Below are 17,217 nucleotides of genomic sequence, written 5' to 3'. Positions count from 1 at the left end.
AGCGTTCCCCGTACACGTATGCACAGCGGAGGGGGGCCGCCATGGCGGAGGCACGGCCGGGCGAGGAGCCCGCGGATCTCACCGATCCCGAACGCCGTATGTGGCAGGCGTACCGGACGGGCAGCGTGTGCGATCTCAGCGCCCGGGCCGCCGACGAGGACAATCCGCACGGCGACCGGGTCTGGGGCAGCGGGCGCAGCGTCCGCGCCCAGGTGGTGGCGCTGCTGTTGCTCCACGGGCCGCCGCCGGTGCCGGGCCGGGTGGCCTCGCTGAAACTGCGCGGCGTCCGGATCACCGGGCGGCTGGACCTGTCCGGCGGCACCGTGCAGCCCTACGTCGAACTCCAGTCCTGCCGCTTCGACAGCGAGATCCAGCTGTCCGAGACCCGGTTCGTCACCCTGCGCCTGGTCAACTGCGCGATACCCCGGCTGGACGCCTCCCGGCTGCACACGGAGGGCGATCTGCACCTGCCGCGCTGCCGGGTGGCCCGCGGGATCCGGCTGACCGACGCGCAGATCGGCACCGACCTGCTGATCAGCCAGGCCGTGGTGCAGCGGGACAACAAGGGCCGGGCCATCGCCGCGGACGGGATGTCGGTCGCACAGGACTTCCAGGGCGAGCTGCTGGAGACGTACGGGGAGGTGAGTCTGCGCGGCGCGAAGGTCGGCGTGTCGATGAACCTGCGCGGGGCGCGGCTGCGCAACCCGTACGGGCGGCGCGCGCTGAACGCCCCGCAGCTGACCGTCGAGCGGACCCTGTACCTGACGTCGATCGCCCTGGACTACGTCCTCGGCGACTCCGGCTCCTCCACTCCCCCGTACGGGCTCGGCCAGACGCCCACGCGCGGGCAGCGGGCCCAGCGCTTCGAGTGCCGGGGCGGGCTGCGCCTGGACGACGGCCGTTTCGGCGACGCGGTCGACTTCTACGGCGCCCGGTTCACGCTGACCGACGAGCAGGAGGTCTCGCTGCGCCGGATCCAGACGCCGGAGCTGCGGTTCGTCGGCGAGCGGCCGGAGCGGGGGCGGGTGGTGCTGTCGGGGGCGAAGGTGGTCAAGCTGGTCGACACCTCCACCAGCTGGCCCGGCCAGGGCGGTGTGTCGATCGAGGGGTTCGCGTACGAGAACCTCGCGCCCCGCGGTCACTTCCCGCTGGCGCGCCGGGTCGAGTGGGTGGAGGCGGCCACTCCGGAGTACTCGCCGGAGCCGTACGAGCGGCTGGCCGCCGTACTGCGCGCCAGCGGCGAGGACGCGGACGCCCGCGAGGTGCTGCTCGCCAAGCAGCGGCGGCGCCGGGCCACGCTGCCGCCGGCGCTCAAGGCCTGGGGGTACCTCCAGGACTGGACGGTGGCGTACGGGTACCGCCCGGGCCGGGCCGCGCTGTGGATGGCGGTGCTGTGGGCGGCGGGCGCGCTGCTCTTCTCCCGGCACGAGCCGCCGCCGATCAAGGCGGACGAACACCCGAACTGGGAGGCGGCGCTGTACGCGCTGGACCTGCTGCTGCCGGTCATCGATCTCGGCCAGGAGGGCCAGTGGAAGGTGGAGGGCGGCTGGCAGTGGGGCTCGGCGGCCCTGGTCCTGCTGGGCTGGATCCTTGCGACGACCGTGGCGGCGGGAGCCTCGCGTCTGCTGAGGCGGGGATGACGGGAAGGCGGGGAACAACTGAGGTGACAGGCCCTGGCCCGGGGCCACTACCCTGTGCCTCGTGACCACCGTTCGCCTGCCCCTCTTCCCGCTGAACTCGGTGCTGTTCCCGGGACTCGTCCTCCCGCTGAACGTCTTCGAGGAGCGTTATCGCGCCATGATGCGGGAGCTGCTGAAGACGGGCGACGAAGAACCGCGCCGCTTCGCGGTCGTCGCGATCCGCGACGGCCGGGAGGTCGCGCCGACCGCGCCCGGCCTGCCGGACCAGACGGCCCTGCCCGAGCGCGGCCCGACGGCGGGCTTCGGCCCGGACCCGATCCAGGCCTTCCACCGGGTGGGCTGCATCGCGGACGCGGCGACGATCCGGGAGCGGGAGGACGGCAGCTTCGAGGTCCTCGCGACCGGTACGGCGCGGGTCCGCCTGCTGTCGGTGGACTCCTCGGGCCCGTACCTGGTCGCGGAGCTGGAAGAGCTCCCGGAGGACGGGGGCGAGGGCGCGGGCGCGCTGGCGGAGGGGGTCCTGCGGGCCTTCCGGAACTACCAGAAGCGGCTGGCCGGAGCCCGGGAGCGGTCCCTGTCCTCGCCCGCGGACCTGCCGGACGAGCCGTCGGTGGTCTCGTACCTGGTGGCGGCTGCGGCCGTACTGGACATCCCGGCGAAGCAGCGGCTGCTGCAGGCGCCGGACACGGCGACGCGGCTCGCGGAGGAACTGAAGCTGCTGCGCGCGGAGACGGCGGTCATCCGCCACCTCCCGTCGCTCCCGGCGGTGGACCTGACGCGCGCGCCGACGAGCCCGAACTGATCGCGAAGGACTGATGGCGAAGAAGAAGGCTCCGGCTCCGGCCGGCACACCGGCGATCGCGGCGCTCACGTCGGCGCAGGCCGAGTTCACGGTGCACGCGTACGAACACGACCCGGCGCACCCCTCGTACGGCGAGGAGGCGGCGCAGGCGATGGGGGTGTCCCCGGACCGGGTCTTCAAGACTCTGGTCGCGGACGTGGACGGCGTCCTGATGGTGGCGGTGGTCCCGGTGTCGGGCAGCCTGGACCTGAAGGCGCTGGCGAGCGCGGTGGCCGGGAAGCGTGCGTCGATGGCCGACCCGGCGCTGGCGGAACGCACGACGGGGTACGTGCTGGGCGGCATCTCCCCGCTGGGGCAGCGCAAGCGGCTCCGCACGGTGGTGGACGAGTCGGCGCAGGCCCATGCCACGATCTGCATCTCGGCGGGCCGCCGCGGCCTGGAGGTCGAGCTCCCGCCCGCCACCCTGACGACCCTGACGGGAGCCACCCTGGCCCCCATCGCCCGCCCGTAGGCCCCGCTGCGCGGGGCCGGGTGTTGCCGCGCAGGGGCCATCTCAGCCCGTCCGGCGTTTGAGGACCGGGTCCGGCGTTTGAGGACCGGGTCCGGGCAGAGCCGGGTTGGGGGTCCCCCTGACGGAGTCCGGGGGGAGGGAGAAGGGCGGGGAGGGGCGAGCCCGCGCAGCGGCCCCGGCCCCCGCCCGGCGGTCAGGAGGCTCGCGGAGGCTCAGGCGCGGACGGGTCCGACGGGGCCGGGGCGGTCGCCCCGTGGACGTGGGGCGGAGGGTAGACGGCCCACGCCGGGTCGGCGGTGTCGGACGGGTCCGGGTCGTACGGGGACCACAGGGCCGTCAGGCCGAGGTGGACGGCGACGGCGACCATCGGCCAGACCAGCAGCACCCCGCGCGCCAGCAACTGCAGCGGCGCATCGAACGGCACCCCCTTGCCCGCCTTCAGCGCAGCCGCGGCCACGTCCGCCGACGGCCCCAGCCACAGCCCGAGCCGCCACCCCACCAGCGCGGCGAAGCCGGACCCGATCGCCAGGCCCACGACCAGCGGGACACCGCCCCGGCGCCGCCACAGGAACACGAGCACCGCGCTCAGCACGCCGAATCCCAGCGACAGCAGGAAGAACGTCCCGTCGGCCCCTATCCGGGACTCGCTCTCGCTGCTGCGCAGGAAGACGGCCTCGCCGTTGGACACGTACTGCGCCCTCGGCGCCAGCCACACCCACAGCAGTCCGAGCAGCACCCCGGCCACCCCGGTCACCAGGGCCACGGCGGCCCCGTCGCGGATGTCCCCCGGGGTGATGCCCGCGGCGGAGCCGCCCGGCTTCCCGGGCGGCAGCGGCGGTTCGAACGGGGACGGCGTGGTCACGGCTTCGGTCACCCCCACATCGTGCCAGGTGCCCGGCGCGTCGGTGTCAGCGGCTTCGGCTCAGCGGCTTCGGCTCAGCGGCTTCAGCGGCGCCGGCGCCGTCAGCGGACCGCAGCCCGCCGGTACGCCCACGTCGCCGCGGCCAGCGAGAGGACGCCCACCGCCCCGCACACCCCGAGGTCCAGCACGACCGCCGCCCAGTCCGGATGCGGTGCGAACGTCCGCGCGAAGGCCTCCACCCCGTACGTCGACGGCAGCAGGTCCCGCGCCCAGACGATCACGTCCGGCATCCGCTCCGGCGGCAGCACCCCCAGCAGCAGCGCCGCCGACATGCCGAGCTGCCCGGCCAGCGTGGCCAGCTCCTGCCGCGGTGCCAGCAGCCCCAGCGCCGCGCCCAGCCCGGCCAGCGCGGCCCCGGCCAGCGGCACCACCGCGGCCAGGATCCACAGCCCGCCCATCGGCAGCCCGAACAGCAGGCATCCGAACACCGCCGTCACCAGCGTGCCCGGCAGAGTGAAGGAGGCGTACGCGGCGGCCGCGCCCAGCACCACCGAGGCGGGCGGCACGGGCAGCGTGGCGTAGTGGTCCAGCCCGCCGCCGGCCCGCAGCTGCCCGAAGTACTGCGCGAGCAGGTTCAGCGCGACGAAGGCGACGACCAGCACGGACGAGCCCGCGACCACGGCCCGGGCCTCCGATCCCCCGTCCACCACGCCCCGCATCAGGATCATGATCCCGACGGACTGGAAGGTGGCGACGAACAGCAGCGGAATCCGGGACACGCGGGCCCGGGACAGCTGCGCCCGGTACACGGCGGCCAGCGCCGGGAAGAGCCGCGCACGCGGTGCGAGCACCCCGACGGCAGTGGTGCCGGCAGTGGTGCCGACAGCAGTGGTGCTCACGACTTCACCAGGCCCTTCGTCGTACGCCCGCCCAGCGCGAGGTAGACGTCCTCCAGGCTCGGGGTCGCCAGCGTGAAGTCGTCGAGGGCGGCGAAGGCCGGCCCGCCGGTCACCGCGGCCACCGCGGCGCGCGCCTCGTCGGGCTCCAGCCGCAGCACCCACCGGCGCCCGGCTTCGGCGGCCGCCGGCGCGAGCGCCGCGACCTCCGGTACGTCCAGCGGCGGCGCGGTGCGCCACACCAGCTCCAGGCGGACCTCGCCGGAGACGCGGGCCTTCAGCCCGGCCGGGGTGTCGCAGGCAATGACCCGGCCCTGGTCGATGACGGCGACCCGGTCCAGGACGGTCTCGGCCTCGATGACGTTGTGCGTGACGAGCAGGACGGTGGCTCCGTGCTGTGCGCGGCGCCGGTCCACGGCCGCCCACACGGCTCGCCGGGCCACGGGGTCCATGCCGGTGGTGGGCTCGTCGAGGACCAGTACGGGCCGCTCCCCCACCAGCGCGGCGGCGAAGCAGGCGAGGCGCCGCTGCCCGCCGGAGAGCTTCTTCAGGGGCCGCCCGGCGATCGGGGTCAGCCCGAGTTCCTCGAGTACGGCGTCCCGCTCGGCCCGCGCCGCCCGTACGTCGAGACCGCGCAGCCGTCCCGTGGTCTCGGCGGCCAGCGCCACCGTGAGCTCGTCGAGGGCGGTGGACTCCTGCCCCAGGTAGGCGAGCAGCCGGGCGGCCCGCTCGGGGTGGCGTACGAGGTCGTGGCCGAGCAGGGTCACGGCGCCGGAGTCGGGCCGCAGCAGGCCGGTGAGCTGGCGGACCAGGGTGGACTTGCCGGCGCCGTTGGGGCCGAGCAGGCCGAAGATCTCGCCGCGCCGGACGTCCAGGCAGACCCCGTCGGTGGCCCGGGTCTCGGGCAGGGCGGGGGCCCCGCGCCGGCCCCGCACCGCGGGATACGTCTTGACCAGGTCACGCACCACGCAGACCACATCGGAGGCCGCGTCCGCGGCCGCTGCCGTGCTCGGTCGTGCTGATGCTGTGCCCGTACTCACGAGGGAGCAGCCTACGCGGCTTCGGCCCCTACTCCGCTGCCGGGGTCGGCGGCCCCGCGGGCACGGCGGAGGGTGTGACGGCCACGTGCTCGGCGGCCGCGCGGACGTCGATCTCCCGCCAGAACCCGGCGCGGATGGCGTAGCGGTCGTGCTCGTCGATCTGGTCGTCCTTGTGGGCGAGCAGCCCGAACCGGGCGGCGTAGCGCAGCAGCTCCCCGTCGATGCGGTGCGGGATCCGCGGGTACATCGTGGCGAGTTTCTGCAGGTGGACGGTCTCCGGGAGGCGTTCCATCCAGCGCCGGGCGAAGACCTGGCCGACCTCGAAGGGGTCGCCGCCGACGGTGGTGATGTCCTCCTCGCGGTCGGCCCAGCGCTGCTCGGCGCTGGTGAGCTGGGCGAGGGTGGGCAGCGAGGCGGTCTCGGCGGGTTCGCCCAGCGGCCCGGCCCGGTCGATCCAGCCCTTGTCGGAGGACCAGCGCAGGGCGCTGCCGGCCGGGGGCTGCGGGGCGGTGGCGCCGTGGGCGGCGGAGGGGCCGGGCTGCTGGCCGGGGGCGCGCAGCGAGCCGGCGAGGTCCTTGGGCGTGGGGACGGTCTTGCCCCCGGCGGCGGGCGCGGGCACGGGGGCGCCGGTGCCCTCGGGCGCGGCGGGGGCGGGGGCTCCGGCGCCGTTGCCGCCGGCGCTGCGGGCGGCCTCGGCGAGGGCCGCCTCGGGCAGCGGGGCGGAGAGGATCGCGGCGATCTCGGGGCGCGGCGCGGGAGGCGGTGCGCACAGTCCGGCGAGGTCCTTGGCGCGGACGGCCCGGGTGATCCAGGCCCGGTCCAGGACGCGGCGTTCGTCGGCCTCGGCGACGAGGTCCTCGGACTGGTTGTAGTCGCCGTCGGCGGCCTGGACGGCCCACAGGTGGACGGCGACCCCGTGTTCCTTGGCGGACATCAGGCCGGGCAGCAGGTCCCCGTCGCCCGTGACGAGTACGACGTCGGAGCAGGCGCGGTTGCGGGCCAGCTCGGTGAGCTCGGCGTGCATGGCGGCGTCCACGCCCTTCTGCGCCCAGCGGCCGTCGCTGCGGGTCAGGGCGCCGAGGCGGACGGTGACGCGCGGCATGACGCGCAGCCGCCGGTGCTCGGGCTGGGGCACCCGGTCGGGTGCCCCGTCGAACCAGTAGATGCGCAGCAGGGGCTGTTCGGTGTCGGCCTCGGCCCGCTCGCGCAGGCCCTGGATGAGGGCGGCGTGGTCCACGGTGATGCGGGAGCGGGAGGGCTCTCCGGCGAGAAGACTGGCGGCGGCGCCCAGCAGATAGCCGGCGTCCACCAGGACGACGCAGCGGTCCACGCGTACCACCCTCTTCCCTGGGGATCCTCTGTGTTTGTCGCGGGTTCCCCGAGTCTGCCCGACCGCAAGGGTGTTGACGGCCGGAACTCGATCATCGGCGTGGCGGATCCTCCGGGCTTTTCCGAAACCGGGGTTCCCGGCTACGCGCAGTAAAGATCCAAAATGCGCGGTTTGTGGTGACGTGTGAGGGTGAAGGCGGTCCTGGCCCCTAGACCCTCACGGAGGCTCCACCATGGCCAAGAACAAGAACCGCCAGCATGAGCAGAAGCAGCAGCCCCGCTCGTCGTCGCAGGATCCGTCGAAGAGCTCGACGGAATCCGTGTCCGAGCCGTCCGGCGGCAGCCCGAGTCCGATGGACATGGCCCGCAAGGGCAAGCAGAAGAAGTTCGGCCACAACTGACGCCTCCGCGAGCACCGCGCACGAGGGCGCGCCCAGAGCTCTGGGCGCGCCCTTCTTCACGCTCGGCTACGTACGCAGGCCCCTGCGAGCGGCGTCATCCGGCCAGGCAGGACGGCCCGAGGAGCACCTTGAGGTCGCCGAAGAGCGCCGGGTCGGGCTGGACCCGGTGCTTGTCGAGGCGCAGCACGGTGGTGGTCCGCGGCCCCTGGAGCTTGATCCGGACCTCGGTGTTGCCCTTGTGGTGGCGAAGGATCTCGCCCAACCGGGTGACCATCGGAGGAGTGACCTTGACGGTCGGGATGGTGAGGACGACGGGCGCGTTCGTCCCGGCCGAGGAGAGGTCGGGGACCATCATCTCCATGGCGACGAGCCGGGGGACGTCCTCGCGCTTGTCGAGGCGGCCCTTGACGAAGACGACGGTGTCCTCGACCAGCTGGGTGGAGACGAGCTGGTAGGTCGCGGGGAAGAACATGCACTCGATGGATCCGGCGAGGTCCTCGACGGTGGCGATGGCCCAGGCGTTGCCCTGCTTGGTCATCTTGCGCTGGAGGCCCGAGATGATGCCGCCGATGGTGACGACGGCGCCGTCGGAGTGCTCGCCGCCGGTCAGCTGGGAGATTCCGGCGTCCGTCTTGTCGGACAGCACGTGCTCCAGGCCGAAGAGCGGGTGGTCGGAGACGTACAGGCCGAGCATCTCGCGCTCCTGGGCGAGCAGGTAGGACTTCTCCCACTCCACGTCGGAGAACTCGACGTCGAGCCCGAAGCCGGGCTCGTCGCTCGCGCCCTCGTCACCCATTCCGCCGAAGAGGTCGAACTGGCCCTCGGCCTCCTTGCGCTTGACCGCGACCACGTTGTCGATCATCGGTTCGTGGTGGGCGACCAGGCCCTTGCGGGTGTGGCCCATCTCGTCGAAGGCGCCGGCCTTGATCAGCGATTCGACGGTGCGCTTGTTGCAGACGACGGCCTCGACCTTGTCCAGGAAGTCGGGGAAGGTGGAGTACTTCCCCTTCGCCTTCCTGGTCTTGATGATCGACTCGACGACGTTCTGGCCGACGTTGCGCACCGCGGTGAGGCCGAAGAGGATCACGTCGTCGCCCTGGGCCGCGAAGTTCGGCTCGGACTCGTTGACGTTCGGCGGGAGCACCTTGATGCCCATGCGCCGGCACTCGTTCAGGTAGATCGCGGACTTGTCCTTGTCGTCCTTGACCGAGGTCAGCAGGCCCGCCATGTACTCGGCCGGGAAGTTCGCCTTGAGGTAGGCGGTCCAGTAGGAGACGAGCCCGTACGCGGCCGAGTGCGCCTTGTTGAAGGCGTAGCCGGCGAAGGGGACCAGGACGTCCCAGAGGGCCTTGATCGCCTGGTCGCTGAAGCCCTTCTTCTTGGCGCCCTCCTCGAAGATGACGAAGTTCTTCGCCAGCTCCTCCGGCTTCTTCTTGCCCATCACGCGGCGCAGGATGTCGGCCTCGCCGAGCGAGTACCCGGCGATGATCTGGGCGGCCTTCTGGACCTGCTCCTGGTAGACGATGAGGCCGTAGGTGACCGCGAGCACCTCTTCGAGCGGCCCCTCCAGCTCCGGGTGGATCGGGGTGATCTCCTGCTGCTTGTTCTTGCGCAGGGCGTAGTTCGTGTGCGAGTTCATGCCCATCGGGCCCGGCCGGTACAGGGCCGAGACGGCGGAGATGTCCTCGAAGTTGTCGGGCTTCATCAGGCGCAGCAGGGAGCGCATGGGGCCGCCGTCGAACTGGAAGACGCCGAGGGTGTCGCCGCGGCCGAGCAGTTCGAAGGTCTTGGGGTCGTCGAGCGGGAGGGCCAGGAGATCGATGTCGATCCCCTTGTTGGCCTTCACCATCTTGACGGCGTCGTCCATGATCGTGAGGTTGCGCAGGCCGAGGAAGTCCATCTTCAGCAGGCCGAGCGATTCGCAGCTCGGGTAGTCCCACTGGGTGATGGTGACGCCGTCGGTGTGCCGCACCCAGACGGGTACGTGGTCGGTGATCGTCTCGCTGGACATGATCACGCCGGCCGCGTGCACGCCCATCTGGCGGACCAGGCCCTCCACACCGCGCGCGGTGTCGATGACCTTCTTGACGTCCGGCTCGTTCTCGTACATCCCGCGGATCTCGCCGGCCTCGCCGTAGCGGGGGTGCTGCGGGTCGAGGATGCCGGAGAGCGGGATGCCCTTGCCCAGGACGTCGGCGGGCATGGCCTTGGTGAGCCGGTCGCCCATGGCGTACGGGTAGCCCAGGACGCGCGCGGAGTCCTTGATCGCGTTCTTGGCCTTGATGGTGCCGTACGTGCCGATCATGGCGACCTTGTCGGCGCCGTACTTCTCGGTCACGTACCGGATCACCTCGACGCGCCGACGCTCGTCGAAGTCGATGTCGACATCGGGCATGGAGACGCGCTCGGGGTTCAGGAACCGCTCGAAGATCAGGCCGTGGGTGAGCGGGTCGAGGTCGGTGATGCCCATGGCGTACGCGACGATCGAGCCGGCCGCGGAGCCTCGGCCCGGGCCCACCGCGATGCCCTGGTTCTTGGCCCACATGATGAAGTCGGCGACCACGAGGAAGTAGCCCGGGAAGCCCATCGAGATGATCGTGTCCATCTCGTACTCGGCCTGCTTCATCCGGTCGTCCGGGATGCCCCCGGGGTAGCGGCGGTGCATGCCGCGCATGGTCTCCTCGCGGAACCAGCTGACCTCTGTGTGGCCGTCCGGGATGTCGAACTTCGGCATCAGGTTCCGGAACTTGAACATGCCCTCGGTGTCGACCTGGTCCGCGACCAGCTTGGTGTTGGCGCAGCCCTCCTGCCAGGCGTCCGAGGAGTCGATCGCGTACATCTCGTCGGTCGACTTCAGGTAGTAGCCGGAGCCGTCGAAGCGGAAGCGGTCGGGGTCCGAGAGGTTCTTGCCGGTCTGGATGCAGAGCAGGGCGTCGTGGGCGCCGGCCTCGCTGGCGTACGTGTAGTGCGAGTCGTTCGTCACCAGCGGCGGGATGCCGAGCTTCTTGCCGATCTCCAGCAGGCCATCGCGGACGCGGCGCTCGATCTCGATGCCGTGGTCCATCAGCTCCAGGAAGTACCGGTCCTTGCCGAAGATGTCCTGGTACTCGGCGGCCGACTTCAGGGCCTCGTCGAACTGGCCGAGACGAAGGCGCGTCTGCAGCTCGCCGGAGGGGCAGCCGGTGGAGGCGATGAGCCCCTCGGACCACTTGGAGATGGTCTCCTTGTCCATGCGCGGCCACTTCGTGAGCCAGCCCTCGGCGTAGGCGTCGGAGGACAGCCGGAAGAGGTTGTTCAGCCCGGTGGCGTTCGCCGCCCAGATCGTCTTGTGGGTGTAGCCACCGGAACCGGACACGTCGTCGCGCTTCTGGTGGGGCTGGCCCCACTGGATGCGCCGCTTGTTGCGCCGGGACTCGGGAGCCACGTACGCCTCGATGCCGATGATCGGCGTGACCCCGGCCTTCTGGGCGGTGTGGAAGAAGTCGTACGCCCCGTGCAGGTTGCCGTGGTCGGACATGGCGATGTGCGTCATGCCCATCTCGTTGCACGCGTTGAACATGTCCTTCAGCCGCGCGGCACCGTCCAGCAGCGAGTACTGGGTGTGGACGTGCAGGTGCGTGAACGGCGGCTTGGTCACGGCGGGAGGCTCCTGACGGTGGGGGCGGCGGCAGCTATGAATCCTACGTCCCGGGAGTGACAGATCCGGGGCACGGACGGGTACGGTCGGGCGTTGCAGAACCAGGACGACCCACCCGGCGTCCAGTCGGTCAGAACCTGTACCACGTGCACCAGGAGGCACCCGCCATGGCGGTCCCCGAGACGACGAACGAGCAGCGCGCCGAGCAGATACTCGATGTGTTCGACACCGCATTCGGTGAGCTGCTCGCCGCCGACCCCGCGGCCTTCCAGGTCAAATTCCGCAAGATGGCGGCCTCGGCCTTCGCCTTCTACCGCGGCACGGCCTGCCTCTTCTACGCCGACCTGGAGCGGGACCGGCACGGCGGCCCCTACCTGGACGAGCGGACCGGCCGGGTCTGGATCCACGGCGATCTGCACGCCGAGAACTTCGGCACGTACATGGACGCCAACGGCCGCCTGGTCTTCAACGTAAACGACTTCGACGAGGCGTACGTCGGGCCCTTCACCTGGGACCTCAAGCGGTTCGCGGCCTCCGTCGCCCTGATCGGCTACACCAAGGCGCTCAGCGACGAGCAGATCAGCGAGCTGGTGCGGACCTACGCGGGCGCCTACCGGGAGCGGATCCACCGCCTGGCCACCGGCGCCAAGAACGAGGAAGTGCCCTCCTTCACCCTGGACACCGCCGACGGGCCGCTGCTGGGCGCCCTGCGCTCGGCCCGCTCCCGCACCCGCTTCTCCCTGCTGGACTCGATGACCGAGATCCGGGACTACGAGCGGCGCTTCACCTCCGGCGGTGGCTCGATCGAGCTGGACGCGGCCACCCGGTACAAGGTGCTCGCCGCCTTCGACGGGTACCTGGAGACGCTGCCCGACGAGTCCCTGGTCCGGCCGGACTCCTACCGGGTCAAGGACGTGGTGGGCCGCCGCGGCGTCGGGATCGGCTCGGCCGGCCTGCCCTCGTACAACATCCTGCTGGAGGGGCACAGCGACGCCCTGGAGAACGACGTCGTGATCTACCTCAAGCAGGCGCAGACCCCCGCGGTGTCCCGGCACATCACCGACCGGGCCGTACGGGACTACTTCCAGCACGAGGGGCACCGCACGGTGATCTCCCAGCGCGCCCTGCAGGCGCACGCCGACCCGTGGCTGGGCTGGACCGAGCTGGACGGCTCCGGCCAGCTGGTGGCCGAGGTCTCCCCGTACGCGGTGGACCTGGACTGGTCGGACCTGGACGACCCGGAGGAGATCGCGGCCGTGGTCGCGGACCTGGGCCGGGCCACGGCGACCATGCACGCGTCGGCCGACGAGGCCGAGAGCGGGCACTCGCTGGTGCCGTTCTCCACCGAGCGGGCCATCGACGCGGCGATCGCCGCGGACGAGGAGGGCTTCTCGGAGCTCCTGGTCGACTTCGCGCACGCGTACGGTGCCCGGGCGCGCGCCGACCACCAGATCTTCGTGGACCTGTTCCGCAACGGCCGCATCATGCACTGAGCGATTTCGGCCGCGGGCCCCGGGCCGCACGGGACCGGGGACCCGTTTTCACAGGTACTCGTGGCAGACTCGCGGCGATGGACATATCGAGGGCAGGACTCCGGGGGCTGCGGGCCGCGCTGTTCAGCGCACTCGTCGTGCTGCTCTCGGCCGGCTCGCACGTCCTGTTGTCCCGGGTCCCGCTGCCGCCCGCGCTGGTGGCCGGGGCCTTCGCGGGCGTGTTCCTGCTCACGTACGCGCTGGCGGGCCGCGAGCGGGGCTTCGGCCCCATCGCCGGACTGCTGGTGCCGCTGGAACTGGCCGCCGACACGGTCCTCACCGCAGGTCAGCACGTCTGCTACGGCCCGGCCGGCGGGCCCGTCGCCGGGCCGCTGCGGGCGCTGGGCCTGGACGAGCTGTGCGGCGGCCCGCCGCTGGGCGGGCCGCTGGCCGAGGTGCCCGGAGCCGTCCCCGACGCGGTGGCCCTGCTGGCCTCGCCCGGACCCTGGACCCCGTGGCTGCTGCTCGGCGCGCACGTCTCGGTCGGGCTGTCGGCCGCGGCCTGGCTGCGGTACGGGGAGCGCGCGCTGGGCCGGCTGCTGCGTGCCGTGGCCGCCTTCGCGTTCCGGCCGCTGCTGCTGGCGGCGGCCTCGGCGGCGGCCGCCGTCGGCCCGGTGCGGCGTGCGCTGCGCCCGGCCCTTCCGGGCGCGGGGGCCCGTACCCGCTTCCCCGCCCACTCCGTGGGACGCCGTGGACCTCCCGTACGCGGGGCGCTCGTCTGCGCCTGACCCCGTACGCAGTCCCCCCTTTCCTTGTGTCACACCCCACGGAGATCACCATGAGTTCACGCAACAGCCAGGCGAACAAGGCGGCGGCCCGCGAGCGGCTGCGTGCCGAGCGCGAGAAGCAGGTCAAGAGGGACAAGGTGCGCCGCCAGGTGCTGGTGGCCGGCGCCGTCGTCGCCGTCCTCGCACTGGCCGGCGGCATCGGCTACGCGGTCGTGCAGGCCAACCAGCCGGGCGAGTGGGACAAGGCCGCGGACGCCACGCTGGTCGCCCCGAAGAACACCACGGGCGACAACGGCACCACCGTCGTCATAGGCAAGGCCGACGCCAAGAAGACCCTCGAGCTCTACGAGGACGCGCGCTGCCCGATCTGCTCCCAGTTCGAGCAGAACGTGGGCCCGCAGATCAAGAAGGACCTGGACGCCGGCAAGTACAAGATCCAGTACGTCGGCGCCACCTTCCTCGACAAGGGCTTCGGCGGCAGCGGTTCGAAGAACGCGCTGAGCGCGCTGGGCGCGGCGCTGAACGTCAGCCCCGAGGCGTTCCTCGAGTACAAGGGCGCCCTGTACTCCAAGGAGAACCACCCGGAGGAGCGCGACGACAAGTTCGGCAAGGACGACTACCTGCTGAAGATCGCGGACCAGGTGCCGGCGCTCAAGGGCAACGCCGAGTTCAAGAAGGCCGTCGAGGACGGTACGTACAACCGCTGGGCGCTCGAGATGTCGAAGCTCTTCGAGAAGAGCGGTCTCGAGGGCACCCCGTCGCTGAAGATGGACGGCAAGAAGATCGAGATCAAGATGGCGCCGGAGGAGTTCACGGCCGCGGTCGACAAGGCCATCGCGGGCTGATCGGACATACCGGGCCGGACAGGCAGGCGAACTCCCAGAGTTCGCCTGCCTGTTGCTTTGTAAGGGGTGTACCGACGGTTATACCCATCAGTAATATGACCGCCCGTGACCAGTCATCTCCCCTCCCCCACTGCGGCAACTCCGCGCCGCCGTACGGTCGTCAAGGCCGCTGCGGCCACCGCCGCCCTCGCGCCCTTCGCGACGGCCGCACTGGGCATCTCCCCCGCGTCGGCGGCCTCGAACGGGCCCGCCTTCCTGCACGGCGTCGCCTCCGGTGACCCGCTGCCCGACGGGATCCTGCTGTGGACCCGCGTGACCCCCACCCCCGAGGCCGTGCCCGGCTCCGGCACCGGCCCGGCCACCGAGGTGACCTGGGAGGTCGCCGAGGACAAGGCCTTCTCCCGGATCGTCGTGAGCGGCTCGGTCACGGCGACCGCCGCCTCGGACCACACCGTCAAGGCGGACGTGCGCGGACTGCGGCCGCAGACCCCGTACTTCTACCGGTTCACCGCCGGCGGCGCCGTCTCCCCGGTCGGGCGCACCCTGACCGCCCCGGGCCACGACGCGACGACGCCCGGGGTCCGCTTCGGCGTGGTCTCCTGCGCCAACTGGGAGGCCGGCTATTTCTCGGCCTACCGCCACCTGGCCGCCCGCACCGACCTGCACGCGATCCTGCACCTGGGCGACTACATCTACGAGTACGCGAACGGGGCCTACCCCGAGGCGAAGTACGTCGTACGCGCGCACGAGCCGCGGCACGAGATCCTCACCCTCGCCGACTACCGGACCCGGCACGGCAAGTACAAGACCGACGCCGACCTCCAGGCCCTGCACGCCGCGCACGCGATCGTCGCGATCTGGGACGACCACGAGTTCGCCAACGACGCCTGGTCGGGCGGCGCGGAGAACCACACGCCGGGCGCCGAGGGCGACTGGGCGGCCCGCGCGGCCGCCGCCAAGCAGGCGTACTTCGAGTGGATGCCGGTGCGCACCTCCACGGCCGGCACCGTCTACCGGCGGCTGCGCTTCGGCACCCTCGCCGACCTGCACCTGCTGGACCTGCGCACCTTCCGCTCCCAGCAGGCCAAGATAGGCAGCGGCGCGGTGGACGACCCGGAGCGCACCATCACCGGGCGCGCCCAGCTGGACTGGCTCAAGTCCGGCCTCGCGAGCTCGAACGCGACCTGGAAGCTGGTCGGGACCTCGGTGATGATCTCGCCGGTGGCCTTCGCCTCGCTGCCCGCTCACCTGCTGGCCCCGCTGGCGAAGCTGCTGGGCCTGCCCGAGGGCGGCCTCGCCGTCAACGTGGACCAGTGGGACGGCTACACGGACGACCGCAAGGAGCTGCTGGCCCACCTCAAGGACCGGAAGATCAAGAACACGGTGTTCCTGACCGGTGACATCCACATGGCGTGGGCGAACGAGGTCCCGATGAACATGGCGACGTACCCGGGGTCGGGTACGGCGGCCACCGAGTTCGTGGTGACGTCGGTGACCTCCGACAACATCGACGACCTCCTGCACGTGCCGGCGGACACCGCGTCGCTCGTAGCGGAATCGGCCGTCAAGGCCGCCAACTGGCACGTGAAGTGGCTGGACATGGACGCACACGGCTACGGGGTCCTGGACGTGACGGCCGAGCGCTCGCAGATGGACTACTTCGTCGTGTCCGACAAGCGGAATCCGGCCGCGACGGCCGCGTGGTCCCGCTCGTACCGCACGCCGAACGGCACGCAGAAGGTGGAGCGGGCGTACCAGCCGGTCAGCTGACGATCTTCTGACAGGTTGTCAATTCTGCTGTTCAGAGGGGCTCCTGGTGCAGACCAGGAGCCCCTTCGGCCTCAGAAGCAACAAATCTTTTACTTCCAGGGCTTGCTTAGTGCATGACATGGACACATAAGCTTCGCGCCAGCGTGAGGAAATCCCTCACCCCCCACCACGCTTCGCGAGGAGTCAACGTGCGCGCCTCCGCCCGCATATCCCCCATGCTCCGACGCCGCCTCATGGGTACGGCCGTTCTGGCCGGAACCCTGGCGTTCGCCCCGCTCACGGTCCCCACGACCGTGGCCGCGGCCCCCCAGACCGGCTCCGAGGCCTGTGCCGACGCCGGCACCTCCGCCAACGCCCGGGTCGCCCGCCCGAAGGACGACCACGCGGCCGACCCCAACGAGGTGACGGACGCCCAGGTCAAGGCGATGGACGCCGACCTGGCCAAGAAGAGCGCCGAGCTCGGCCCGCAGCGCCAGATGCGCGCCGCCGAGGTCACCGCCGCGACGACCATCCCGGTGTACGTCCACGTCATCACCTCCGGCTCCGCCGGCAAGCTGACCGCCACGGACATCAACAACCAGATCGCGGTCCTCAACTCCGCCTACAGCGGCCAGGGCACCGGCAACGTCGACTCGGGCTACCAGTTCTCGCTGGTCTCCACCGACTACACCGACAACGCCGCCTGGTACAACGTCTCGGACGGCACCCAGGCCGAGAAGGACATGAAGAACGCCCTGCGCAAGGGCGGCGCGAACGCGCTGAACCTCTACACCGCCAACCTCGGTGGCGGCCTGCTCGGCTGGGCGACCTTCCCGAGCTCCTACGCCTCGCAGCCGAAGATGGACGGCGTGGTCCTCCTCAACACCTCGCTGCCGGGCGGCTCCGCCGCCAACTACAACGAGGGCGACACCGGCACCCACGAGGTCGGCCACTGGATGGGCCTCTACCACACCTTCCAGGGCGGCTGCTCGGGCAGCGGCGACTCCGTCGCCGACACCCCGGCCGAGAAGAGCGCGGCGTTCGAGTGCCCGACCGGCCGTGACAGCTGCACCAACAAGACGGGCGTCGACCCGATCCACAACTTCATGGACTACACGTACGACTCCTGCATGTACCAGTTCACCGCTGGTCAGGTGTCCCGCATGAAGAGCATGTGGAGCGCGTACCGCGCCTAGTCACGACCTGAAGAGAACGAGGGGCAGGGCACACGTCGGTGCCCTGCCC

At 71.5% G+C, this 17,217-nt stretch carries 14 protein-coding genes; 9 read left to right on the top strand and 5 right to left on the bottom strand.

All coding sequences use genetic code 11. The features are described from left to right. Nucleotides 1-41 precede the first annotated feature (41 nt). From ACZ5WG_RS26495 to ybaK, 3 genes are all read left to right on the top strand, one after another. Entirely contained in the window at nucleotides 42-1,640 is a 1,599-nt protein-coding gene (locus ACZ5WG_RS26495) for an oxidoreductase (protein ID WP_468726393.1), read from the top strand. A 61-nt stretch (nucleotides 1,641-1,701) separates the two neighbouring features. Further along, nucleotides 1,702-2,442 (top strand): LON peptidase substrate-binding domain-containing protein, encoded by a 741-nt coding sequence (locus ACZ5WG_RS26490; protein ID WP_468726392.1) that lies wholly within the window; start codon nucleotides 1,702-1,704, stop codon nucleotides 2,440-2,442. 13 nt (nucleotides 2,443-2,455) lie between these two features. Beyond that, on the top strand, nucleotides 2,456-2,953 hold the full coding sequence (gene ybaK / locus ACZ5WG_RS26485) for a Cys-tRNA(Pro) deacylase (RefSeq protein ID WP_468726391.1): 498 nt from the start codon (nucleotides 2,456-2,458) through the stop codon (nucleotides 2,951-2,953). 193 nt (nucleotides 2,954-3,146) lie between these two features. Here ybaK and ACZ5WG_RS26480 read toward each other — a convergent pair whose 3' ends face one another. The 4 genes from ACZ5WG_RS26480 to ACZ5WG_RS26465 form a co-directional block, all read right to left on the bottom strand. Next, nucleotides 3,147-3,827, bottom strand: a complete 681-nt coding sequence (locus ACZ5WG_RS26480) for a hypothetical protein (RefSeq protein WP_468726390.1) — start codon at nucleotides 3,825-3,827, stop codon at nucleotides 3,147-3,149. An 89-nt stretch (nucleotides 3,828-3,916) separates the two neighbouring features. Then, nucleotides 3,917-4,714 (bottom strand): ABC transporter permease, encoded by a 798-nt coding sequence (locus ACZ5WG_RS26475; RefSeq protein ID WP_468726389.1) that lies wholly within the window; start codon nucleotides 4,712-4,714, stop codon nucleotides 3,917-3,919. Next, nucleotides 4,711-5,751 carry an ABC transporter ATP-binding protein gene (locus tag ACZ5WG_RS26470; protein ID WP_468726388.1) on the bottom strand — a complete coding sequence of 347 codons (1,041 nt, stop codon included), beginning with the start codon at nucleotides 5,749-5,751 and terminating at the stop codon, nucleotides 4,711-4,713. The genes ACZ5WG_RS26475 and ACZ5WG_RS26470 overlap by 4 nt, the downstream gene beginning before the upstream one ends. Nucleotides 5,752-5,779: 28 nt before the next feature. Further along, a complete protein-coding gene (locus tag ACZ5WG_RS26465) occupies nucleotides 5,780-7,081 on the bottom strand; it encodes an NYN domain-containing protein (protein ID WP_468726386.1) in 1,302 nt (433 codons plus the stop codon). Between the two features lie 232 nt (nucleotides 7,082-7,313). On the opposite strand from ACZ5WG_RS26465, the gene ACZ5WG_RS26460 reads away from it, so the two are divergent. Beyond that, nucleotides 7,314-7,481: a hypothetical protein gene (locus ACZ5WG_RS26460; RefSeq protein WP_468726385.1), complete on the top strand. Its 168-nt coding sequence runs from the start codon at nucleotides 7,314-7,316 to the stop codon at nucleotides 7,479-7,481. A gap of 94 nt (nucleotides 7,482-7,575) precedes the next feature. Here ACZ5WG_RS26460 and dnaE read toward each other — a convergent pair whose 3' ends face one another. Then, complete coding sequence (dnaE, locus tag ACZ5WG_RS26455) at nucleotides 7,576-11,118, bottom strand: DNA polymerase III subunit alpha (RefSeq protein WP_468726383.1); 3,543 nt, start codon at nucleotides 11,116-11,118, stop codon at nucleotides 7,576-7,578. A 167-nt stretch (nucleotides 11,119-11,285) separates the two neighbouring features. Between dnaE and ACZ5WG_RS26450 the strand changes: the two genes are divergently transcribed. From ACZ5WG_RS26450 to ACZ5WG_RS26430, 5 genes are all read left to right on the top strand, one after another. Next, complete coding sequence (locus tag ACZ5WG_RS26450) at nucleotides 11,286-12,611, top strand: DUF2252 domain-containing protein (RefSeq protein WP_468726382.1); 1,326 nt, start codon at nucleotides 11,286-11,288, stop codon at nucleotides 12,609-12,611. Nucleotides 12,612-12,688: 77 nt separating this feature from the next. Beyond that, nucleotides 12,689-13,378 (top strand): hypothetical protein, encoded by a 690-nt coding sequence (locus ACZ5WG_RS26445; protein ID WP_468726381.1) that lies wholly within the window; start codon nucleotides 12,689-12,691, stop codon nucleotides 13,376-13,378. Nucleotides 13,379-13,428: 50 nt separating this feature from the next. Beyond that, the gene (locus tag ACZ5WG_RS26440; protein WP_468726379.1) at nucleotides 13,429-14,223 is read left to right on the top strand and encodes a thioredoxin domain-containing protein; all 795 of its coding nucleotides are present in this window, start codon (nucleotides 13,429-13,431) and stop codon (nucleotides 14,221-14,223) included. Nucleotides 14,224-14,328: 105 nt separating this feature from the next. Further along, the gene (locus ACZ5WG_RS26435; RefSeq protein WP_468726377.1) at nucleotides 14,329-15,993 is read left to right on the top strand and encodes an alkaline phosphatase D family protein; all 1,665 of its coding nucleotides are present in this window, start codon (nucleotides 14,329-14,331) and stop codon (nucleotides 15,991-15,993) included. A 233-nt stretch (nucleotides 15,994-16,226) separates the two neighbouring features. Next, nucleotides 16,227-17,168, top strand: a complete 942-nt coding sequence (locus tag ACZ5WG_RS26430) for a zinc metalloprotease (RefSeq protein WP_468726659.1) — start codon at nucleotides 16,227-16,229, stop codon at nucleotides 17,166-17,168. Nucleotides 17,169-17,217 lie beyond the last annotated feature (49 nt).

This window comes from Streptomyces sp. NPDC032745, from assembly GCF_055579465.1.
Note: the sequence above shows the minus strand (reverse complement) of the source record. Positions and strands in the feature narration are given on the sequence as shown.

Bases quoted from the DNA above. Each gene is read 5' to 3' on its own strand.
- ACZ5WG_RS26495 (WP_468726393.1), top strand. From the start codon at position 42: ATGGCGGAGGCACGGCCGGGCGAGGAGCCCGCGGATCTCACCGATCCC.
- ybaK (WP_468726391.1), top strand. From the start codon at position 2,456: ATGGCGAAGAAGAAGGCTCCGGCTCCGGCCGGCACACCGGCGATCGCG.
- ACZ5WG_RS26460 (WP_468726385.1), top strand. From the start codon at position 7,314: ATGGCCAAGAACAAGAACCGCCAGCATGAGCAGAAGCAGCAGCCCCGC.
- ACZ5WG_RS26450 (WP_468726382.1), top strand. From the start codon at position 11,286: ATGGCGGTCCCCGAGACGACGAACGAGCAGCGCGCCGAGCAGATACTC.
- ACZ5WG_RS26445 (WP_468726381.1), top strand. From the start codon at position 12,689: ATGGACATATCGAGGGCAGGACTCCGGGGGCTGCGGGCCGCGCTGTTC.
- ACZ5WG_RS26440 (WP_468726379.1), top strand. From the start codon at position 13,429: ATGAGTTCACGCAACAGCCAGGCGAACAAGGCGGCGGCCCGCGAGCGG.
- ACZ5WG_RS26430 (WP_468726659.1), top strand. From the start codon at position 16,227: ATGGGTACGGCCGTTCTGGCCGGAACCCTGGCGTTCGCCCCGCTCACG.